This is a genomic window from Roseixanthobacter liquoris, from assembly GCF_043195135.2.
Taxonomy (GTDB): domain Bacteria; phylum Pseudomonadota; class Alphaproteobacteria; order Rhizobiales; family Xanthobacteraceae; genus NCEH01.
Genome location: NZ_CM195537.1, coordinates 393,193 through 413,832, shown reverse-complemented (window position 1 = coordinate 413,832; position 20,640 = coordinate 393,193). Strand labels below are relative to the sequence as shown.

Annotated in this window: 16 protein-coding genes and 1 pseudogene; 7 read left to right on the top strand and 10 right to left on the bottom strand. The window is 68.7% G+C overall.

Annotated elements, in window-relative coordinates; all coding sequences use genetic code 11:
* Positions 1 to 395: 395 nt before the first annotated feature.
* Positions 396 to 665: a 30S ribosomal protein S15 gene (rpsO, locus tag V5F84_RS01810; protein WP_394046515.1), complete on the top strand. Its 270-nt coding sequence runs from the start codon at positions 396 to 398 to the stop codon at positions 663 to 665.
* Positions 666 to 920: 255 nt separating this feature from the next.
* A complete protein-coding gene (gene pnp / locus V5F84_RS01805) occupies positions 921 to 3,107 on the top strand; it encodes a polyribonucleotide nucleotidyltransferase (protein WP_394046513.1) in 2,187 nt (728 codons plus the stop codon).
* 108 nt (positions 3,108 to 3,215) lie between these two features.
* Here pnp and V5F84_RS01800 read toward each other — a convergent pair whose 3' ends face one another.
* Complete coding sequence (locus V5F84_RS01800; protein ID WP_394046511.1) at positions 3,216 to 4,076, bottom strand: DMT family transporter; 861 nt, start codon at positions 4,074 to 4,076, stop codon at positions 3,216 to 3,218.
* A 218-nt stretch (positions 4,077 to 4,294) separates the two neighbouring features.
* On the opposite strand from V5F84_RS01800, the gene V5F84_RS01795 reads away from it, so the two are divergent.
* On the top strand, positions 4,295 to 5,641 hold the full coding sequence (locus tag V5F84_RS01795; RefSeq protein WP_394046519.1) for an aminotransferase-like domain-containing protein: 1,347 nt from the start codon (positions 4,295 to 4,297) through the stop codon (positions 5,639 to 5,641).
* 21 nt (positions 5,642 to 5,662) lie between these two features.
* Here the strand turns inward: V5F84_RS01795 and V5F84_RS01790 are convergent, their stop codons facing one another.
* A complete protein-coding gene (locus V5F84_RS01790) occupies positions 5,663 to 7,684 on the bottom strand; it encodes a methyl-accepting chemotaxis protein (RefSeq protein ID WP_394046509.1) in 2,022 nt (673 codons plus the stop codon).
* A gap of 77 nt (positions 7,685 to 7,761) precedes the next feature.
* Positions 7,762 to 8,538, bottom strand: a complete 777-nt coding sequence (locus V5F84_RS01785; RefSeq protein WP_394046507.1) for a bestrophin-like domain — start codon at positions 8,536 to 8,538, stop codon at positions 7,762 to 7,764.
* 241 nt (positions 8,539 to 8,779) lie between these two features.
* On the opposite strand from V5F84_RS01785, the gene V5F84_RS01780 reads away from it, so the two are divergent.
* A complete protein-coding gene (locus V5F84_RS01780; RefSeq protein WP_394046505.1) occupies positions 8,780 to 9,772 on the top strand; it encodes a hypothetical protein in 993 nt (330 codons plus the stop codon).
* Positions 9,773 to 9,868: 96 nt separating this feature from the next.
* Here the strand turns inward: V5F84_RS01780 and V5F84_RS01775 are convergent, their stop codons facing one another.
* The 5 genes from V5F84_RS01775 to V5F84_RS01755 all read right to left on the bottom strand — a co-directional run bounded on the left by V5F84_RS01775 (position 9,869) and on the right by V5F84_RS01755 (position 15,444).
* Positions 9,869 to 10,825: a homocysteine S-methyltransferase family protein gene (locus V5F84_RS01775; RefSeq protein WP_394046503.1), complete on the bottom strand. Its 957-nt coding sequence runs from the start codon at positions 10,823 to 10,825 to the stop codon at positions 9,869 to 9,871.
* 27 nt (positions 10,826 to 10,852) lie between these two features.
* On the bottom strand, positions 10,853 to 11,701 hold the full coding sequence (gene fabI / locus V5F84_RS01770; protein WP_394046501.1) for an enoyl-ACP reductase FabI: 849 nt from the start codon (positions 11,699 to 11,701) through the stop codon (positions 10,853 to 10,855).
* A 189-nt stretch (positions 11,702 to 11,890) separates the two neighbouring features.
* Positions 11,891 to 13,108 (bottom strand): beta-ketoacyl-ACP synthase I, encoded by a 1,218-nt coding sequence (gene fabB / locus V5F84_RS01765; protein ID WP_394046499.1) that lies wholly within the window; start codon positions 13,106 to 13,108, stop codon positions 11,891 to 11,893.
* A 55-nt stretch (positions 13,109 to 13,163) separates the two neighbouring features.
* Entirely contained in the window at positions 13,164 to 13,694 is a 531-nt protein-coding gene (gene fabA / locus V5F84_RS01760) for a 3-hydroxyacyl-[acyl-carrier-protein] dehydratase FabA (protein WP_394046497.1), read from the bottom strand.
* 259 nt (positions 13,695 to 13,953) lie between these two features.
* Complete coding sequence (locus tag V5F84_RS01755; protein ID WP_394046495.1) at positions 13,954 to 15,444, bottom strand: lipopolysaccharide biosynthesis protein; 1,491 nt, start codon at positions 15,442 to 15,444, stop codon at positions 13,954 to 13,956.
* 230 nt (positions 15,445 to 15,674) lie between these two features.
* Between V5F84_RS01755 and V5F84_RS01750 the strand changes: the two genes are divergently transcribed.
* Both V5F84_RS01750 and V5F84_RS01745 read left to right on the top strand, forming a co-directional pair.
* Complete coding sequence (locus V5F84_RS01750; RefSeq protein ID WP_394046493.1) at positions 15,675 to 16,604, top strand: glycosyltransferase family 2 protein; 930 nt, start codon at positions 15,675 to 15,677, stop codon at positions 16,602 to 16,604.
* Positions 16,605 to 16,750: 146 nt separating this feature from the next.
* A pseudogene (locus tag V5F84_RS01745) lies at positions 16,751 to 17,311 on the top strand (GntR family transcriptional regulator); the annotation flags it as partial.
* Positions 17,312 to 17,448: 137 nt separating this feature from the next.
* On the opposite strand, the gene V5F84_RS01740 reads toward V5F84_RS01745, so the two are convergent.
* The gene (locus V5F84_RS01740) at positions 17,449 to 18,513 is read right to left on the bottom strand and encodes a quinone-dependent dihydroorotate dehydrogenase (RefSeq protein WP_394046491.1); all 1,065 of its coding nucleotides are present in this window, start codon (positions 18,511 to 18,513) and stop codon (positions 17,449 to 17,451) included.
* A 10-nt stretch (positions 18,514 to 18,523) separates the two neighbouring features.
* On the bottom strand, positions 18,524 to 19,222 hold the full coding sequence (locus V5F84_RS01735; protein ID WP_394046489.1) for an orotate phosphoribosyltransferase: 699 nt from the start codon (positions 19,220 to 19,222) through the stop codon (positions 18,524 to 18,526).
* Between the two features lie 333 nt (positions 19,223 to 19,555).
* Here V5F84_RS01735 and V5F84_RS01730 point away from each other — a divergent pair, with 333 nt between their 5' ends.
* A complete protein-coding gene (locus V5F84_RS01730) occupies positions 19,556 to 20,605 on the top strand; it encodes a glycosyltransferase family 4 protein (protein ID WP_394046487.1) in 1,050 nt (349 codons plus the stop codon).
* Positions 20,606 to 20,640: the final 35 nt, after the last annotated feature.

Here is a 20,640-nt window from a genome sequence, read left to right as displayed (position 1 = left end):
TTCGTCCCTTCACCTCCTCACAAGGCTACCCCATCCCCTCTCCCGTTTACGGGGAAGGCCAGGGAGGGGGCAGGCACGGGGGGAGGGGGCCCCCGCTTTCGGCGCCATCATTTCGCGGCCGCACCCAATCCCCCTCCGCTTGCCGGGAGACTCCGCGCCGCCGGTTTCAAGAACCGCTGGCGCTTGAGAGGCTTTCGTGTATGGTGCCCGCGTGCAGAGCCCTGGAGTTTTCCAGGATTTGCGCACGCCCTTCTTTTGACCGCGCTGGACGACATCCCGGCCCGGCCGAAGGGGCAAGGCCCCCTCGCCACCGTGTTCCGCAGCCCGTTTTCGCCGCTGCGGCCCCTGTGCCAAGGCGGAGCCTTTCGTTTTCTTCTGACTGAAAGGATCATCCGATGTCGATCACGGTCGAGCGCAAGCAGGCGCTCATTCAGGATTTCGGTGCCAAGGCTGGCGACACGGGTTCGCCGGAGGTCCAGGTTGCGATTCTGTCCGAACGCATCTCCAACCTGACCGAGCACTTCAAGTCTCATAACAAGGACAACCATTCCCGCCGCGGCCTGCTGAAGCTGGTCTCCACCCGCCGCAGCCTTCTGGACTATCTGAAGCGCAAGGACGAAGCCCGCTACAAGGCGCTGATCGAGCGTCTGGGCCTGCGTCGCTGATGCCGGCGGAGCCTGCCGCGGTCGAAAAGGTCGGACCTTTTCCGCTGCGGGCTCCGGTGCGCCGCCCGTGAGGCGGGGCACGACGTGTCGGGCATGGGGCCCGCCGCGCAAAAGCGAAGCTCAAGGGAAAGTCATGGCAGGATCGCCGGACGCAACCGTCGCACGCCGTCCCCATGCGGGACGCGCCGGCGCGCGGTGCGTCCGGCCGTCTTGCTCATGGCTCTCCCGCTTCGAAGGACGAGAGAGATAATTCAAATGTTCGATATTCATCGCGAGGAACTGGATTGGGGTGGACGTCCCCTGATCCTCGAAACCGGCAAGATGGCCCGCCAGGCTGATGGCGCGGTTCTTGTCACCTATGGCGACACCAAGGTTCTCGCCACCGCCGTTTCCGCCCGCGAGGCGAAGCCCGGCATCGATTTCTTCCCGCTGACGGTCAATTACCAGGAAAAGACCTATGCGGCCGGCCGCATTCCCGGCGGCTATTTCAAGCGCGAAGGCCGCCCGAGCGAAAAGGAGACCCTGGTCTCCCGCCTGATCGACCGCCCGATCCGCCCGCTGTTCGCCGACGGCTATCGCAACGAGACCCAGGTGGTCATCACCGTGCTGGCGCACGATCTGGAGAATGATCCGGACATCGCCGGCATCGTCGGCGCCTCCGCCGCGCTCACGCTCTCCGGCGTGCCCTTCATGGGCCCCATCGGTGGCGCCCGCGTCGGCTTCATCGACAATGAATATGTGCTGAACCCGACCACCGACGAGCTGAAGGAAAGCGCCCTCGACCTCGTGGTCGCCGGCACCGCCGACGCCGTGCTGATGGTGGAATCGGAAGCCAAGGAACTGCCCGAGGAGATCATGCTCGGCGCGGTGATGTTCGGCCACCGCCATTTCCAGCCGGTGATCGAGGCCATCATCCGCCTCGCCGAGAAGGCCGCCAAGGAGCCGCGCGCGTTCGCCGCCGCCGACAATTCGGCGCTGGAAGCCAAGATCCGCGAGATCGCGGAAGCCGACCTGCGCGCCGCCTACAAGATCGTGCAGAAGCAGGCCCGCTACGAAGCGGTGGGCGCCGCCAAGTCCAAGGTGAAGAAGTATTTCGAGGAACTGGCCATGGACGGCCAGGCGGCCCCCGCCAGCCAGCAGGTCGGCGAAGTGCTGAAAGAGCTCGAAGCCAAGATCGTGCGCTGGGCCATCCTCGACGACGGCATCCGCATCGACGGCCGCGACGTGCGCACCGTGCGCCCGATCGTCTCCGAAGTCGGCGTGCTGCCGCGCGCCCACGGCTCGGCCCTGTTCACCCGCGGCGAGACCCAGGCGCTGGTTGTCGCCACGCTGGGCACCGGCGAGGACGAGCAGTTCATCGACAGCCTGGAAGGCACCTACAAGGAACACTTCCTGCTGCACTACAACTTCCCCCCCTTCTCGGTGGGTGAAGCCGGCCGCATGGGTTCCCCCGGCCGCCGCGAAATCGGCCACGGCAAGCTCGCATGGCGCGCCATCCGCCCCATGCTGCCGCCGAAGCATGAATTCCCCTACACCCTGCGCGTGGTGTCCGAGATCCTGGAATCCAATGGCTCGTCCTCCATGGCGACGGTCTGCGGCGCCTCGCTCTCGCTGATGGATGCGGGCGTTCCCCTGCGCCGTCCGGTGGCCGGCATCGCCATGGGCCTGATCCTGGAAGGCGAGCGCTTCGCCGTGCTCTCCGACATCCTGGGCGACGAGGATCACCTCGGCGACATGGACTTCAAGGTGGCCGGCACGGATCGCGGCGTCACCGCGCTCCAGATGGACATCAAGATCGCCGGCATCACCGAGGAGATCATGAAGGTCGCCCTCGGCCAGGCCAAGGAAGGCCGCGCCCACATCCTCGGCGAGATGGCGAAGGCGCTGACCTCCGCCCGCTCCGAGTTGGGCGAGCATGCGCCCCGCATCGAGGTGATGAACATCCCGGTCGACAAGATCCGCGAAGTGATCGGGTCCGGCGGCAAGGTGATCCGCGAGATCGTCGAGAAGACCGGCGCCAAGATCAACATCGAGGACGACGGCACCATCAAGATCGCCTCTGCCAATGGCGAGTCGATCAAGGCGGCGATCAACTGGATCAAGTCCATCGCCTCCGAGCCGGAAGTCGGCCAGATCTATGACGGCACGGTCGTGAAGGTCGTGGACTTCGGCGCCTTCGTGAACTTCTTCGGTTCCAAGGACGGCCTGGTTCACATCTCCCAGCTCGCCAAGGAGCGGGTGAACAAGACCTCCGACGTGGTCAAGGAAGGCGACAAGGTCAAGGTCAAGCTGGTCGGCTTCGACGAGCGCGGCAAGACCCGCCTGTCCATGAAGGTGGTCGACCAGACCACCGGCGAGGACCTGGAAGCCAAGGAAAAGGCGGAGCGCGACGCCGCCCGCGACGCGGCCAAGGAAGAGACCGAGGCCGGCGCCGCCGAGTGATCGGCCGTTCCGCCACGCCACATCTGAACGGAAGGGCGGCCCTCGGGCCGCCCTTTTCGTTTGGGCAAAGCCTTCCCTCTTCGCCCCGCCTCTTCCCCGGCGGACGACTCAGGCAAACCGCCGCGTGCCGGCGACGCAGAGCACCACACCGGCCGTCGCAGCGATCATGGTCCAGGCCACGGGCTCGCCCAGCACCAGGGCCGCCAGCGCGAGCCCGAGGAACGGCTGGAGCAATTGCAACTGGCCCACCCCGGCGATGCCGCCCAGCGCCAGCCCGCGGTACCAGAAGACAAAGCCCACCAGCATGGAAAACACCGACACATAGGCGAGCCCCAGCCACGCCGGGGCGCCGATGTCGCCCCAGGCCTGCGGCAGGGTGAACAGCGCGATCACCGCCATCACCGGCAGGGCGAGGACGAGCGCCCAGGAAATCACCTGCCAGCCGCCGAGCCGGCGGGAGAGGCGGGCGCCTTCCGCATAGCCGAGGCCGCAGAGCAGGATCGCCGCGACCATCGGCAGGTCGCCGGCGTGCGAGGCCCCGCCGCCGCCCGCCAGGGCAAATCCCGCCACCAGGGCGGCGCCGGCCATCGAGAACAGCCAGAAGGCCGGCTTCGGCCGCTCGCCGCCCCGGATCACCCCGAACAATGCGGTGGCCAGCGGCAAGAGGCCGATGAACACCATGGAATGGGCGGAGGTGACGTGCTGGAGCGCCAGAGCGGTGAGCAGCGGAAAGCCGACCACAACGCCGAGCGCCACCACCGCGAGCGGCAGGAGATCGGCCCGGGCGGGTCGCTTCTGGCGCAGCAGCAGGAGCAGGGCCGCGCCCAGCAAGGCGGCGATCACGGCGCGCGCCGAAGTGAGGAACACGGGCGAAAATCCACCCACCGCCACCCGGGTCGCCGGAAGCGAGCCGCTGAAGATGATGACACCGAGGAGGCCGCTGCCCCAGCCGTCCGTCGCACGCTGCATGATGATGGTCCTCGCCTCTGCCGCCGCGATAGCCCGCGCGGCCTTGCGGCGACAGCCACACACCCATACGGTGACGCCGAACAGTATGGATGGCGGAGGCCATACACTTGGCCATCGGTGACCTGGAGAGCGAAACCGCAAGCGCCACCGACCTGCCGGATGGGCAAGCGCAGCAGGGCGATCCGGCGGGTGGGCGCGCGACCCGCACGGTCTCGGTTATGGCCGAGATCCGCCGGCGCATGGCGAGCCGCGCCCTCGCGCCGGGCGAAAAGCTGCCGTCGATCCGCAAGTTCGCCCGCGACATGCAGGTCTCCCCGTCCACGGTGGTCGAGGCGTACGATCGCCTCACGGCGGAAGGGCTGATCCGCTCGCGTCCCGGCTCCGGCTTCTACGTCGCCGGCGCCATGCCGGCCGGTGCGCTGCGGGACGTGGCGCCGCGGCTCGACCGCGCCATGGATCCCTTGTGGGTCTCCCGACAATCGCTGGACGCGGCGCCCGAAATCCTGCGGCCCGGCTGCGGCTGGCTGCCGGCGGACTGGATGCCGGAAGCGGCGATCCGGCGGGCGATCCGCGCGCTCGCCCGCGCCGACAGCACGGTGTTGACCGATTACGGGCCCACCCGCGGATCGCTCGCCCTGCGCCGGCTGCTCGCGCGCCAGTTCGCGGCCGAGGGGATCGAGGCGGGGGCGGACCAGATCCTGCTCGCGCCGTCCGGCTCGCGGGCCATGGACCTGCTCTGCCGGTTCCTGCTGAAGCCCGGCGACACGGTGCTGGTGGACGATCCCTGCTATTTCAATTTCCAGGCGGTGCTGCGCGCCCATGGTGCGCGCATCGTGAGCGCGCCCTATACGCCGAGCGGGCCGGATGTGGCGCGGTTCGCCGAGGCGCTCGCAATCCACCGGCCGCGCCTCTATCTCACCAATGCGGCGCTCCACAATCCCACCGGCGCGACCCTCTCGCCGAAGACCGCCCATCGCATCCTCACCCTCGCGGCGGCCCACGACCTGACCATCGTCGAGGACGAGATCCTCGCCGATTTCGAGCCCGAGCCGTCGCCGCGCCTCGCCGCCCTCGACGGGCTTGCGCGCGTGATCCGCATCGGCAGCTTTTCAAAGACGCTCTCGGCCTCCATCCGCTGCGGCTATATCGTCGCCCGGCCGGACTGGATCGAGGGCCTCATTGACCTCCAGGTGGCGACGAATTTCGGCGGGCCGAGCCCGGTCGCGTCAGAGCTGGTGTTCGCGACCCTGAGCGACGGCAGCTATCGCAAGCATCTCGCCGGGCTGCGCGGCCGGCTGGCGAAGCGCCGCCGGGAGGTGATCGGCCAGCTCGAAGCGCTCGGCATCCGCCCCTGGACGCTGCCGCGCGGCGGCTTCTTTCTGTGGTGCCGCCTGCCGGAGGGGCGGGACGCGGCGCAGGTCGCGCGGGCGGCTCTGCGCGAAGGGGTGGTGCTCGCTCCCGGCAATGTCTTCAGCGTCGCCCAATCGGCCGGCGACCTGATGCGCTTCAATGTCGCCCAGATGAATAGCGAGGTGCTGCGGGTGATCGGGCCGGCGCTCCGCTGAGCGCCGCGCGCTTCGGCCCGCTCAGGCCGCGCGCACGGTGGTGAGGAAGCTGCGCACCTGGCCGCGCAGCAGCTCGGCCTGCTGCGACAGGCCGGTGGCGGAGGACAGGACCTGCACGGCGGCGCTGGCGGAGGCCTGGGCGGCGCGCTCCACGCCGACGATGTTGACGGTCACCTCATTGGTGCCGGCGGCCGCCTGCTGGATGCTGCGGGCGACCTCGCCGGTGGTGGCATTCTGCTCGTCCATGGCGGCGGCGATGGCCAGCGAGCCGGCGTTCAGCTCGGTGATGGTGTGGCTGAAGCCGGTGATCGCGCCGAGCACGTCGCCGGTGGAATCCTGGATGCCCGAGATGCGCTCGGAGATATTGGCAGTGGCCTTGGCGGTCTGCCCGGCCAGCTGCTTCACCTCCTGCGCGACCACCGCGAATCCGCGCCCCGCCTCGCCGGCGCGGGCGGATTCGATGGTGGCGTTCAGCGCCAGCAGATTGGTCTGGCCGGCGATGGTGTCGATGACGCTGACGATGCTGCCGATCTGGTCGGCGCAGGCGCGCAGCTCGCCCATCTGGCCGTTGGTGCTGTCCACTTCCGCCACCGCGCGCTCGGTCATCTGGGTGGAGTGGCGCAGGCGCTCGCCGATGGCCCGGGCGGAGGCGGAGAGTTCCTCCACCGCCGAGGCGACCGATTGCACATTGGTGGTGGCAAGGCCCGCGGCGGAGGAGACGGCGGCGGCCTGCGCCGTGGTTTCCTCGGCGGTGCAGCTCAAGGTTTCCGCCGCCTGCTGCAACTCGGTCGCGGCCGAGGCGACCGTGTCCACCACGGCGCCGATGGCGCTTTCGAACTGATCGGCAAGGGCGCGCATCTCCGCCTTGCGCCGCGCGTCGGCGGCCATCTCTTCGGCGCGCCGCCGGTCGCGTTGGTGCTGGGCCTCGGCGAGGCTGTCGCGGAACACGGTCAGGGCGCGGGACTGGTCGCCCACCTCGTCGCCGCGGCCGGCATAGGGGATGGCGACGGTGAGATCGCCGCCGGAAAGCGCCTCCATGGCCTCGCTCATGCGCTTGATGGGCGCGGCGATGCCGAGCGCCGAATAGGCGGCCGCCGCGATCGAGGCGCCGATGGCGATGATCGAGAAGATCAGGATCTGCGTCATCCCGCGGTCCAGCGCCCCGGTCGAGTCGCGCTCGGCCTCCTCGGCCTGGAGGCGGCTTTCCTGGGTCACGTGCTTCAGCAGCGCCGTCGCCACGTTGAAGGCGGGCTTGCTGCGCTGGAGGACGATGTCCTCGCGCGCCTGGATTTCCGCAAGGCCGGTGCGGATCGAGGCCACATAGGCCTCGAACGCCTGGCGGGCGAGGACGAGGGTGTCGCCGGCGCGGTCGTCGTCGCCGACGGCGTCCCTGATCTCCTCCAGCGTCCGCAGGCCGGACTCCTCCATGGCCTTGATCATGGTCAGCTGCTTGGCGTCCTGCTCGATCATGTAGATGGAGGAGGCGAGGTTGATCTGGTCCAGCAGCGTGTCGAGGGTCTGGGCGCGCTGCTCGGCGGCGGCTTTGCCGGCATTGCCGAGGTCCAGCGCCAGCATCGAGAAGGCCGAGCGGGCGCGCAGGCGGATCGCCGGTCGGGCATCCACCGCGTCGAGCTGGGCCGTCTCGGAGCGGGCGATATCCGTCGTCGCCTTGCCGATCTCGTCGAACCGCCGCTTCAGCTTGCGGAATTCCTCGCGGTCGTCCTCATGGGTTTCCACCACCAGCAGCCGGTCGAGGCTGGCCTGGGCCGCGCGGATATCGGCGAGCGCCTGCTTCAGCAAGGTGTCGTTGTCGATATTGGTGAAAGACAGCATCAGTTCGGTGGCATTGGCGCGGATCGCGCTGAGCAGGGCGCCGACTTTCTCCGCCTCCTGGAGGATCTCCGCCTGGGTTTGGACGTCCGCCGCCGCGGCCTCGATCCGCGACAGGGCGATCTGGCGGCTGACGATGACGCCTCCCGAAAGCAGGACCAGCAGTGTGGAGGTGATCCCGAGCTTCAGGCCGATACCCATGCGAATGGCCATTGTGTCCGTCCAAGATTGATAAGCGAGCTATCAATCCGGCCGAACGCTTGCCTGGGGCTGTCGAGCCCCGCCCGCAGCTAGGTTCCGCAGCCGTGCGTGTCGATGAAGTTCAGGACGCCGACCATGGGTTGGGGAGAGATGCTGACCAGACCGTCAAACGGCCCGCTCATTTCCGAAATCAGGAACAGCGCGCCGGCGATGGACGCCGCGCACAGAAGCAGCGAGCCGATCACCACCATATTGGGCGGGGAATACAGGCCGAAGCTGATGAAGATCAGCGCCAGCCAGGCCACCAGCACCACCACGAAGGCGGTGGGAATGGCAGCGGTGGAATCCTGGCTGATGGTCCAGCGGCTGGTCAGCACGGTGCGCAGGCCATTCTGCACATTCGTGCGCACGGCCGCATCGTCGGCGGTTGTGGGCGTCCAGCCGTGAACCACGCCGTCGAGCTGAAGCAGAATCTGCCCCGAGTTTGCGGGATTGCGCTGCTCGGGCAGGTCGGTGGCGCCGGTCCAAGTCTCATGGAGGACACTGCGGATATAATCCGCCAGAAGAACCTGGGCCGGGCAGCTCTGCGGCTCGAAATGCCGCATGTCCGTGTCGAGCGAGAGCAGGTTCAGGGCGTAGCTGTTCACGTCCTTGCTGGCGTTGCTGAAATTGCCGCTGACCGAGGCGGTCATCAGACCCAGGACCAGGGACGCCATGGCGGCGATCATGCCGACGCCCAGCTTCACGGCGTCCTGGCTATCCTTGCTGAGATGATGCGGCGGGAGCGAGGGCGCGATCCGTATTGCGGTCACCGCGCCGCCAAACAGAGCGATGAAAACGATAAAGCCCAGGGTTAGAGCGTCCATTTCCGATCCATAGGTGCGATGCCTGGGAAGTAAGCTCCTGCTAGAACACCGACATGATCTTGGCAATAGCGGATCGGACTACCGTCAGGGAAGGACGCGCCCGGGCGCGGTTCACGGCATTTCGAAATCGCGGTTTACGGCGCCCGGCAACTGTACTGATATTGCCCGGCACGCCTCGGTGAATCTTGCCGGCATGCGCGCACGGCCGGTTCCAACGGCCGGCGGAGGAGGGGAGGCGCCCATGACGCAGCGGATCATATTTCTCAATCTCGCGGACATGGAGCCGACCGGGCTGGTGCAGAAGAGCGCGCAGAATCTTGCGCAGAAATTCGTGCCGCGCACCTGCATGCAGCGCTTCACCCAGCTGATCTTCGGCGACGTGGTGGTGGACGTGGTCAATCTGTTCGAGCTGCTGGAGCACCGGCGCGCCGCCGCGAACCCGTCGCTCTCCCTGGACGCGCGCCAGGAGCACCGCATCGCCTACGACACCCAGATGGCGCAGATCCGCGAGGCGTGCCGCACCGCCCGGAAGATCCTGCTGGGCGCCCACGGCAGCCACAACGACACCGAGACCCTCAGGAAGGGGCTGGGCTGGGAACTGGGCACCGGCCATGCCGGCACATATGACGAACTCGCGCGGATGACGGCGGATTTTCTCCATCCCGACCAGAGCTACAAGCTCGCGCTCATCATCTGCTATGCCGCGCGCGCGGAAGATTACCGCAAGGATCACGACGGCGCGCTGAGCGAAGCCGACATCAAATCCAGCCTCGCCTATAAATTCTACAAGCTCCTGTGCGAGCATACGCAGGCCAATGTGGTGATGACCGCGCGCACCGGCGCGGTCCAGTTCCTGGAGGACGGCTCCTCCTATGTGGAGACCGAGGCGGGCGTGCGGGCGGTGATCGAACTGGAGGATCTCGCGCGCGAGCTGGATGCGCCCGTCGTGCGCCAGAAATACCAGGACATGATGGAGCATTACGGCCAGCAGGGAAAGATCAGGGACTTCTATGCCCTGGAAGAGCATATGTCGCTGCCGCACACCCATGCCACGACCGAGCACGAGAAGGTGCTGAAGGATCGCTGGCGGATCGACAATGCCAGCCGGCGCAAGGAGGATATTCTGCCCTCCCGCAAGTACGGCAAGTTCATCTACCGGCGCGAGCGCGACGGGAACGTCTCCGTCTTTCGCAAATATGCCGATCTGGAGCAGCTGTACCGCGGCCCGTTCTAGATCGTTTCCCTGTTTCTATGAAACGGGGAACCGATCTGGGTTTTTGCTTTTACGCGTTTTTTTCACGCGAACCGGTATCCGCGGGGCCGGGCGCGCTCACTTCGGCAAGGCGGCGCGCAGGGCGCCGGCCAGGGCCTCCATATGGGCGCGGCCGGTGCCGCAGCAGCCGCCGAGGATGCGCAGGCGATAGTCGCGCCGCACCTCCATCATGGCTTCGGCGAAAGCCTCGGGCTGGCCTTCCTCCAGGCGGTCGAGATCGTTCAGCGCCTCGGGCGGCAAGGTGGAGGCATTGGCTTTCAGACCCGCCAGGCGGCCCCTATGCGCGCCAAGGGCGGGGGCGGCGCGTTCGGCGGCGGCGAAGCGCGTGGGATGGGTGCAGCCCACCATGTAGTGCAGCGGCGCCGGCGCGAGCGTGGCATCGAGGCGGTCGATGAACGCGGCATAGGGCGTGCCGTCGCGCAGCGTGCCATCGGTATTCACCACCGGCGCCAGCACATAGGGCAGGCCGGTTGCGGCCATGGCGCGCGCGACCCCTTCCAGCTCCGCCGCGCCGGCGAAGGTGGGGGCATAGAGCAAGTCCACGCCGAGGCCGGCGAGAATCTCCGCCTGTTCGCCGTGATACGCGGCGGCGGTCGCCACGTCGGGAGCCTGGGCGGCGTCATAGCCGTCGCCGCGCGGGCCGATGACGCCGGCGATCATCGCGCTGTCCTCAAGGCCCCTTTCGGCGCGCAGCTGCTTCAGGAGCCGCACCGCTTCCGCGTTCACCCGCGCCACATCGCCCGGCGCCGCGAAGCCGAGGCGGGCGAGGCAATCGCGATGGGCGCGCCAGGTGGGCGTGCCGATCTGGATCGGCAGGCCGTGGCGCGCGGCGATGTCGAGATATTCGCCATAGATGCGGGCGAGCACATGCCGCTCGCCGTCCCGGAACAGGGGCAGGAAGGCGGCGAATTCCGGCAGGTCGAGACGGTCCTCGAAGATCAGCCGGGTTTCGAGGCCGCCATCGGCGAGAATGGCGGGGGCGGTGCGCAACAGGGTTTCGAAGCGCGCCGTCATTCCTCCCGCCCCTCGGGTTCCGCGCCGCTATTCGGCGGCGTCGGCGGGGAGGGCGCCGGCGAGCTTCGCCTCGGCGTCTTCCTGGGTCTTCAGAACGTCGGGATGCGGCATGGAGATGATGTTGTAGCCGCTGTCCACGAAATGGGTCTCGCCCGTGACGCCGCTGGAGAGTTCCGACAGGAGATAGAGCGCGGAATTGCCCACTTCCTCGATGCTCACCGTGCGGCGCAGCGGGGCGTGGCGCTTCTGGTAATTGAACATCAGCCGCGCGTCGGCGATGCCGGCGCCCGCCAGCGTGCGCACCGGGCCGGCGGACAGCGCATTGACGCGGATGCCGGCCGGGCCGAAATCGGCCGCCAGATAGCGCACGCTCGCTTCAAGCGCCGCCTTGGCGACGCCCATCACGTTGTAATTGGGCATGACGCGGGTGGAGCCGCCGAAGGTCAGCGTCAGCAGCGCGCCGCCGTTCGGCATCAGGTCCGCCGCCCGCTTGGCGATCTCGGTGAAGGAGAAGCAGGAAATGATCATGGTGCGGGAGAAATTCTCCCGGCTGCTGTCCGCATAGCGGCCCTTCAGCTCCGACTTGTCGGAGAAGGCGACCGCATGGACCACGAAATCCAGCGTGCCCCATTCGTCCCTGAGCCGGGAAAACAGCGCGTCCAGGCTGGCCAGATCCTCCACGTCGCAAGGTGCGATGATGGAGGAGCCAAGGCTTTCCGCCAGCGGGCGCACCCGCTTGGCCATGGCCTCGCCCTGGTGGGTGAAGGCCAGTTCGGCGCCCTGACCGGCCAAGGCCTTGGCGATGCCCCATGCGATGGAATGGTCGTTGGCCACCCCCATCACGAGGCCGCGCTTGCCTTTCATCAGGTCCTGCATTGCCGGCTACCCCAGGTGCGACCCTGTCGGGTCGGAAACGTTCGAAACGGCGATTATCAGACCTTGCCGCCAGAAACCATCGCCAAGTCGCTCGCGCAGGCCCGAACGCGATCACCTGGCATTTCAGAACCTGACGGTCTGCGCCTGCCGGTCCCGGCAGCGGCCGTGCGGCCGGTGCCGGGGGAGGGCTCAGGCGTCGAGATGCTTCAGCACGAGGCTGGCATTGGCGCCGCCGAAGCCGAAGCCGTTGGATAGCACGTGGCCGAGCTTCGCATTGTCCACCCGCTCGCGCACGATCGGCATGTCGGCGAACGCCGGGTCGATCTCGTCGATATGCGCGCTCTTGGTGATGAAGCCGTTCTGCATCATCAGGATGGAATAGATCGCCTCATGCACGCCGGTCGCGCCCTGGGAATGGCCGGTCAGCGACTTGGTGGCGGAGATCGGCGGGCATTTGTCGCCGAACACCGCGCGGATCGCCTCGATTTCCTTCAGGTCGCCGATCGGCGTGGAGGTGGCGTGCGGATTGATATAGTCGATCGGCGCCTTGATGCCGGCGAGCGCCAGCTTCATGGCGCGCGTGGCGCCCTCGCCCGAGGGGGCGACCATGTCGGAGCCGTCGGAGGTGGCGCCATAGCCGGCGATTTCCGCATAGATGCGGGCGCCGCGCGCCTTGGCATGCTCCAGCTCTTCCAGCACCAGCACGCCGGCGCCGCCGGAGATGACGAAGCCGTCGCGGTCCTTGTCATAGGCGCGCGAGGCGACCGCCGGGCGGTCGTTGAAATTGGAGGACATGGCGCCCATGCCGTCGAACAGCACCGAGAGGGTCCAGTCGAGATCCTCGCAGCCGCCGGCGAAGATCATGTCCTGCTTGCCGAACTGGATCAGCTCGTAGGCATTGCCGATGCAGATGTTGGTGGTCGCGCAGGCGGCCGAGATGGAATAGCTCAGGCCCTTGATCTTGAACCAGGTGGAGAGCGTCGCCGAGGCGGTGGAGGACATGGCCTTGGGCACCGCGAACGGGCCGACGCGCTTGGGGCCCTTGGTGCGGGCGATGTCGGCGGCTTCCACGATGGTCTTGGTGGAGGACCCGCCCGAGCCCATGATGAGGCCGGTGCGCTCGCTGGAAATTTCGTCCTGCTCCAGGCCGGCGTCGCGGATCGCCTGTTCCATGGCGACGTGATTCCACGCGGTGCCGCCGCCGTGGAAGCGCATGGCGCGCCGGTCCACGACCTCGTCGGCCTTCAGCGTCGGCGCGCCCTGCACCTGCGAGCGGAAGCCCAGCTTGGCATAGTCTTCCGCGAACGTGACGCCGCTGCGGGCTTCGTGCAGGCTGGCCAGGACTTCCTGGGTGGAATTACCGATGGACGATACAATGCCCATTCCGGTCACGACGACGCGACGCATGTCCCCTCCCTAAATCGGAGCCGGCACCTTGGCCGGCAATCGTGGCGGAGCGGTGTCAGCCGCCCACCGGCGCCGGGGCGTCCGCCTGGAACAAACCGACCTTCAGATCCTTGGCGCGGTAGATCACCGTGCCGTCCGCCTCCAGCCAGCCGTCGGCGATGCCGAGCACCAGCTTGGAGCGCATGACGCGCTTGAACTCAATGCCGTAGACCACCTTGGACACGCTCGGCAGCACCTGGCCGGAGAACTTCAGTTCGCCGAGGCCGAGCGCGCGCCCGCGCCCGGTGGAGCCGAGCCAGCCGAGATAGAAGCCCACCAGCTGCCACATGGCATCGAGGCCGAGGCAGCCCGGCATCACCGGATCGCCCTTGAAGTGGCAGTCGAAGAACCACAGGTCCGGCCGCACGGCGAGTTCCGCGCGCATGAAGCCCTTGCCGAATTCGCCGCCGGTCTCGGAAATCTCCGCGATGCGATTGAACATGAGCATGGGAGGCAGCGGCAATTGGGCGTTGCCGGGACCGAACAGTTCGCCGCGTCCGCATGCGAGGAGGTCTTCATACTCGAAGCTGGTCTGCCGCTCGGCCATTCTAACGGGTATCGCCATGCTGCCCACGAAGGGGTGAGTTTCGTTAGACCTCAAGGTCCGGCAAGGCCAGGCTCGAGGTTGCGCGCGTTGCGAGCGCGGCACTCCCTATCATAGGCGGGGGCGCGCTCAAAGTCATGAAAGCGTCACGCCGCCACTTGGGGCAGGCGCCGCCCCGCGCGCAGCCGTCGCGCGGAGCAGGCGTGCCCCGGGCGGGGCGATCCGCCGCCGCGCCGCGGGCAGAACCTTCCCGCGCGCCGCCTCAGCGCCCGCCCAGGGGCGAAAACCGGCGCAGCAGCGGCCATCGCTCGGAGAGGGCCGGCACCAGCCCCAGCACCAAGGTCAGCCCGGCGCCGAGCGCGAGCACCGGCCCTCCGAGCAGAAACAGCGCCAGCGGGCCGCCCCAGCCGTTGGCCCCGCCGCCGGCCCAGGCGTTCGCCGCACCGACCGCAACCAGCAGGAACAGGGCCACCAGGGCGAGCCGGCCGAAGGGGTAGGCGATTCGCGCGTAATGGTAAGAAATCGCCAGGGTCAGGGCGAAGCGCAGCACCTGCGCGGCCAATGTCGCGCCGATGGCGCCGGCCACCCCATGGCGGGGGATCAACAGGACATAGAGCGCGATCACGACCCCCGCCGCCACCAGATTGATGGCGAGCGGCGCGAAGCCGTCCTTGCGCAGGAAACAGCCGACCCCCACCAGGGAGGTGGATTCCTGCACCACATAGATCAGCGCCAGCCACGGCACATAGAGCGCGGCGGCATGGAAGGCGGGCGGCGTCATGAGGGTGATCACCAGCGGCCCGGCGAGCGCCACCCCCGCCGCCGCGAGAAGCGTGATGATGATGCCCAGGCCCACCATGCGCGCGCTGCGGTCCGCGCCGTGGGGTTCCTCCAGCACGATGAAGCGCTTGGGCATCCACCACATGTGGAACGGCTGGAGCAGCACGGCGGTGAGCACGCCGATGCGCACCGCGACGCCGTAGAGGCCGAGTTCGGCCGGGTCCACCGCGTCCGCCAGGATCCAGCGGTCGAAGGTGCCGAGCGCGAACGCGGCGATGCCCGAGAGCAGCAGCGGCACCACATAGAGCGCCAGCCCCGGCCAATTGATGCCGCGCAGGCGGATGCCGGTGTCCTTCACCACCAACCACACCATCGCCAGGGTCTGCGCCGCGGCCGAGGCGGCGGTGGCGATCAGGATGCCGATGACGCCGAAGCCGGCGAACAGCAGGCTGATGGACAGCAGCGCGAACAGCACCGTGCGTCCGAGGCTGAGGGCGAGGAAGGTGCCGGCCTGCCCGCGGATCCGCAGCCAGGTGAGGCCCACGGCCAGCAGTCCCTCGGTGCACAGGGCGATCAGCAGCATGCGCACTTCCCAGGCCGTGGGCGGCCCCGGCAGGACCGTGGCGAGCGGCACCGCGAATGCCAGGCCGGCGGCGCCGAACACGAGCGCGGTGACCAGCGCCACGCCGAACATTTCCGCGCACACCCGCCGCCGCTCGTCCCAGCCCGCCGCCGCGCCGACGAACCGGCTCAGCGCGGTGGGCAGGGCGAGGGCGAACAATTGCGAGCCCACGTCGGCAAAGGCGAGCAGCACTTCCAGATGGCCGTAATCGTCGGCGGAGAGAAAGCGTGTGTTGACCGGCAGCAGGATGAGGCCGATCGCCCGCACCATAATGATGCCGGTGGCGTAATACAGGCTCTCGCGCACCCCGCCCGGCAATCTCTGGAGGCTGAAGCGGGTCCAGAAGGTCATTGCGCCTCTATCCGCCCCGCGATCATTCCGGCGAAGCGGGCGGAAGATTCCCTTATTCCCGATCCCGCGCAAGCCATTTCGCCGGTGCGTGCCGGCCGGCGCCGCGCCGTCCCGCCCCCCATCCCGCCCTCGTCCCGCACCCCGTGCCGCGCCCGGCCGGGGTGCGGCGCGTGCGCCGCTATGGACCGGGCGGGGGCCATGCTAGAGCAGGCGGGAAGCTCGGGGGGACCATGCGGCCGATCTGTTCCATCGTCATGCCGACGCGCAATTGCCTCGCCTATCTGCCGAAGGCTTTTGAGAGCATTCGTCTCCAGCAGGTCGAGGGGCTGGAAGTCCTGGTCGTCGACGACGGCTCGACGGACGGCACCGACGCCTTCCTGGCGCAGGAGGCGGGCCGCTGGCCGGGGCTGCGAGTGCTCTCGACGGACGGCATCGGCCCGGCGCGGGCGCGCAACCACGCCATCGCAGTCGCCGAGGGCGAGCTGATCGCCTTTCTCGATGCCGACGACGTATGGCTGGACGACAAGCTGGCGCGCCAGCTCGCCTTCCATGCGGCCAATCCCGACGTGGCGCTGACCGGCACCGATTATCGCTTCGTGAACGAGGCGGGGCAGGCCTTCGGCACCTTCTTCGACCTTGTGAAGCCGGACGAGTTCTTCTTCGGGGCGCCCGCGTTCCAGCGCCTCGCCGACCCCTGCGCGGCGCTGCTCGGCTGCAATCTCATCGGCACCTCCACCGCCGTGGCCCGCACGGCGGCCCTGCGGGACGTGGAGGGTTTTCCCACCGACGTGCCCTCCGCCTCGGACTGGGCCCTGTGGCTCAAGATCGCCGACCGGCACCCGGTCGCCGTCTCCGGCGCGACCCTGGTGGATTATCTCGACCGGCCCGGCAGCGTGTCCAAGAATGTGGCCGCGCGCATCGCGGCGCTGCATGCGATCGTCGATGCCTATGCGGATCGCGCCAGCCCGGCGATGGTGAGATCGATCCGCCGGGCCCGCACCCAGATCACCCTGGTGGAGGCGGAAGCCGACCTTGCGGCCGGCCGGGCCTGGGCCTCGCTCGTCGGCCGACTCAGGGCATTCGCGGACGAGCCCTCGCCGGAAATCGTACGCGGCATCGCGGCAAGCCTGCTGGCCGGCATCGGCGCGCGGTCCGTCTGACCGGTTTTTGCGCGCGCCCCTGCCTGTTTGGCGGGCGCGGCGGCTGCAAAGAAGGCCGATCGGCGGGAAAGCGCCCGGGGGATGCGCGCGGGGCTTGCATCGCGGCGCGGCGGCGGCAAATCTCTGGGCGCAGAAATGAGATCATCATGTCCGACAGCGCATTGATCGTCCGCCGCAGCCTTCACGGCGCCCTGGTGCCCCTGGTGCGGGACCTGATCCTCGGCGGCGAGCTCCAGCCCGGCGACAAGATCAGCGAGCAGGCGCTGTGCGCGCGGTTCGGAGTGTCGCGCACGCCGCTGCGCGAGGCGCTCAAGGTCCTCGCCGCCGAGGGGCTGCTGACGCTCACGCCCAATCGCGGCGCCATGGTCGCGCGCCTGTCCGACGGCGAGATCGACGCCCTGTTCCCGATCATGGGGGCGCTGGAGGCGCTGGCGGGCGAACTCGCCTGCGCGCGCATCACCGATGCGAAGGTGGCCGAGCTGAAGGCCATGCACGAGGCCATGGTGGAGCATTATCGCGCCGGCCAGTCCGCGCCGTATCTCAAGCTCAACCGGGCGTTCCACGAGGCGCTGTTCGAGGTCGCCGGCAATGCGCCGCTGACCCAGCTTTATAATTCCATGATGGTGCGCATCCACGCGATCCGCTTCGTGGCGCGCAAGTCGCCCGCCCGCTGGCTGGAGGCGGTGGAGGACCATGAGCGCATGATGGAGGCGCTGATCGCCCGCGACGGGGCGGCGCTGGGCGCGATCCTGCGCGAGCATCTGCGCCACAAGGCGGAGATGGTGCACGAATCCCTCGCCGCCCTCCCCGCATCGGAGGAACGGGGCGAGGAAACCGCCAAGCGTCAGCGCACGTCCACGCCGACCGCCTCGGCCACGGAGGAAAAGCCGTCGGCCCGCAAATGGGCCGCCAGTTCGTCGCGCACCCGCACCACCAAGCCCGGCCCCTTGAACACCAACGCCGAATAGAGCTGCACCAGGCTCGCCCCGGCGCGGATCTTGGCATAGGCGTCCGCGCCGGAGGCGATGCCGCCGCAGCCGATCAGGGGAATGCGGCCCTGCGTGAGGCGGGCCAGGGCCGCCAGCCGCTCGGTGGAGAGCGCCATCAGCGGCGCGCCGGAGAGGCCGCCGGTCTCCCCCTTGTGGGCGCTGCGCAGGCTCGCCGGGCGCGACAGGGTGGTGTTGCCGAGGATGATGCCGTCGGCGCCGGTCTCCAGCACCACTTCGACGATGTCGGCGAGCGCCGCGTCGTCGAGGTCCGGGGCTATCTTCACCAGCAGCGGCGGCCGGCCGGCGGGATCGGGAATGCTCTCGTTGCGGGCGCCGATGGCATGGCCGATCAGCCGGCCCATCTCGGCGCGCGCCTGCAGGTCGCGCAGGCCCGGCGTGTTGGGGGAGGAGAGGTTGCAGACCAGATAATCGGCGAGGCGGCAGGTGGCCGAGATGCCGGCGGCGTAATCCTCGCTGGCGTCCTCGGTATCCTTGTTCTTCCCCACGTTGGCGCCGACGATGCCGCCGGACCCCAGCCGCTTGCCGAGCCGGTAGATGAACGGCGCGAGGCCCTCGGAATTGAACCCGAAGCGGTTGATGACGCCGCAATCCTCGTCCAGGCGGAACAGGCGCGGCTTGGGATTGCCGCTCTGCGGACGCGGCGTCACCGAACCCGCCTCCACGAAGCCGAACCCCATGCGCAGCAGCGGGTCGATGACTTCGGCATGCTTGTCGAACCCGGCGGCGAGGCCCACCGGATTGGGGAAATCAAGGTTCCAGACCCGCGTCGCGAGAATGGGATCGCAATCGGTCCGCGCCTTGGGCCCGAAACCCGCGCGCAGGGCGCGGATCGCGAGCGTGTGGGCGGTCTCGGGCGAGATGCGGCTCAGCGCGGGACGCAGGAGAGGGTAGAAATCCATCGCGCTGCGGCTATTCGGCCATCTGCGCGACGCCGCCATGGGCTTTCGACCAGGAATGGGGATCGTTCAGGAAGGATTCGATCTCGGCCACCTGGGCGGCGGGGAACAGGTCCTGCCGCTTCACCTCGGCGAGGATATCCCACCAGGTCAGCAGGCGATGCAGCGACAGGCCGGATTCGTTGAACACCCCCGCCGCCTCGGCGAAGATGTCGTAATAGAAGAACACGAAGCAATGCTCGCACTCCGCGCCGGCGGTGCGCAGGGCGTTGACGAAATTCACCTTGCTGCGCCCGTCGGTGGTGAGATCCTCCACCAGCAGCACGCGCTCGCCGGCCGAGAGATGTCCCTCGATCTGGGCATTGCGGCCGAAGCCCTTGGGCTTCTTGCGGATATACTGCATGGGCAGCATCATGCGGTCGGAAATCCAGGCCGCGAACGGGATGCCCGCCGTCTCGCCGCCGGCGACGCTGTCGAATTTCTCGAAGCCGATCTCGCGATAGATGGTGGAGACCGCGAAATCCACCAGCGCCTGGCGCACGCGCGGAAACGAGATCAGCCGGCGGCAGTCGATATAGACCGGGCTCGCCCAGCCCGAGGTGAAAATGAAGGGCTCGCCGGACGAGAAGCGCACCGCCTCCACTTCCAGGAACATGCGCGCCGAAAGCGCGGCAATGGTGGCCTTATCCGGGAAAGCTGTCACATTGGCCATGATCGGCGGCGCCCTTCGTTCGTTCGTGTGCGGAAAACGCATATATCAGAGCCGGCGTCCATGGGCACCCGGCGGCGCAGCCGAAGATGCGCGCGGGGCGCAGGGCTGGGTCCAATCGCCACAAGCCGTCCCTTGCCCGGGGGGACCCTTCGCCCGGGCCGGCTGAAAATCCCGCCGATCCTGGACCGGTGGATGGCCCGCCCGGTGGCCGGGTGAGACTTTCTCAAATTAGCGCTGGCGGTTCAGTCTGGATCCCCGGCGCAAGGCCGGGCATGACGCTGGACGACCGCCGCGGGAGCCGGGCGGCGGGTCCGGGGCGCAAGGAGGGGCGGCGTGGCGCGGGGGGAGATCTGGCAATTGGTGGATTCGCGCGGCATCGGCGGGATCGAGCGCCATGTGGCGATCCTCACGCAGGCGCTGAACGCCGCCGGGCGGCCGGCGCGCGCCGTGCTGCTGGCCGACCACGGCGATCATGATTTCCTGCGTCAGCTGCGCGCCGCCGCCGTGCCGTTCACCGTGCTGCCGGGCGGTTTTCGGGCGCTGCGCGCGGCGCTGGCGGAGGCGCGGCCCGCCTTGCTGCACACCCATGGCTACAAGGCGGGCATTCTCGGGCGTTTCGCCGCGCGCCTGGCGGGGATTCCCTGCCTGTCCACCTTCCACGCGGGCGAAACGGGGCGGTTTCCGGTCTCGCTCTATCAGGCGATCGATGCCGCCACCGCGCGCCTCGGCCCGCGCATCGCGGTGAGCGAACCGATCGCGCAGGCCTTGCCGCAGCCGGTGTCGGTGATCGGCAATTTCGTGCCGGTGCCGGACCAAGCGCCCCCGCCGCCGTCCTCCCGCACGGTCGCTTTCGTCGGCCGGCTGAGCGTGGAAAAGGGGCCGGACCTGTTCTGTGCCCTCGCGGAACGATTTGCCGGTGCCCTGTCGTTCGAGATGTTCGGCGACGGCCCCCTGCGCCCCGCCTTGGAGGCGGCCCACGGCGGGCGGGTGCGGTTCCACGGCATGGTGAGCGATCCGTCCCGCATCTGGCCGGGCATCGGCCTGCTGCTCATGCCCTCGCGGGCGGAGGGGCTGCCCATGGCGGCCATCGAGGCGATGGCGGCGGGAGTGCCGGTGGCGGCGAGCCGGCTCGGCGCCTTGCCGGAGCTGATCGGCGATGGCGTGAATGGTGGTGGGGCGAGCGGCTATCTGTTCCCCGCCGGGGATCTCGATGCCGCCGCGGCCGCACTGGAGGCGTGGGCGCGAGCGGACGATGCGGCGCGCGCCGCGCTCTCGCTGCGCGCCTGGGAGCGGGTGCACGCCGCCTACGGGCCGCGGGCGCGGCTGCCTCAAATTCTCGCGCTTTATGATGCCGCCCTCGCGGGGCGGGATGGGCGCGTGTAGACTCGATTCACGCCCCCGCTGCGCCGCGAGCCCCT

Bases quoted from the DNA above. Each gene is read 5' to 3' on its own strand.
- rpsO (WP_394046515.1), top strand. From the start codon at position 396: ATGTCGATCACGGTCGAGCGCAAGCAGGCGCTCATTCAGGATTTCGGT.
- pnp (WP_394046513.1), top strand. From the start codon at position 921: ATGTTCGATATTCATCGCGAGGAACTGGATTGGGGTGGACGTCCCCTG.
- V5F84_RS01800 (WP_394046511.1), bottom strand. From the start codon at position 4,076: ATGCAGCGTGCGACGGACGGCTGGGGCAGCGGCCTCCTCGGTGTCATC.
- V5F84_RS01795 (WP_394046519.1), top strand. From the start codon at position 4,295: ATGGCCGAGATCCGCCGGCGCATGGCGAGCCGCGCCCTCGCGCCGGGC.
- V5F84_RS01790 (WP_394046509.1), bottom strand. From the start codon at position 7,684: ATGGCCATTCGCATGGGTATCGGCCTGAAGCTCGGGATCACCTCCACA.
- V5F84_RS01785 (WP_394046507.1), bottom strand. From the start codon at position 8,538: ATGGACGCTCTAACCCTGGGCTTTATCGTTTTCATCGCTCTGTTTGGC.
- V5F84_RS01780 (WP_394046505.1), top strand. From the start codon at position 8,780: ATGACGCAGCGGATCATATTTCTCAATCTCGCGGACATGGAGCCGACC.
- V5F84_RS01775 (WP_394046503.1), bottom strand. From the start codon at position 10,825: ATGACGGCGCGCTTCGAAACCCTGTTGCGCACCGCCCCCGCCATTCTC.
- fabI (WP_394046501.1), bottom strand. From the start codon at position 11,701: ATGCAGGACCTGATGAAAGGCAAGCGCGGCCTCGTGATGGGGGTGGCC.
- fabB (WP_394046499.1), bottom strand. From the start codon at position 13,108: ATGCGTCGCGTCGTCGTGACCGGAATGGGCATTGTATCGTCCATCGGT.
- fabA (WP_394046497.1), bottom strand. From the start codon at position 13,694: ATGGCCGAGCGGCAGACCAGCTTCGAGTATGAAGACCTCCTCGCATGC.
- V5F84_RS01755 (WP_394046495.1), bottom strand. From the start codon at position 15,444: ATGACCTTCTGGACCCGCTTCAGCCTCCAGAGATTGCCGGGCGGGGTG.
- V5F84_RS01750 (WP_394046493.1), top strand. From the start codon at position 15,675: ATGCGGCCGATCTGTTCCATCGTCATGCCGACGCGCAATTGCCTCGCC.
- V5F84_RS01740 (WP_394046491.1), bottom strand. From the start codon at position 18,513: ATGGATTTCTACCCTCTCCTGCGTCCCGCGCTGAGCCGCATCTCGCCC.
- V5F84_RS01735 (WP_394046489.1), bottom strand. From the start codon at position 19,222: ATGGCCAATGTGACAGCTTTCCCGGATAAGGCCACCATTGCCGCGCTT.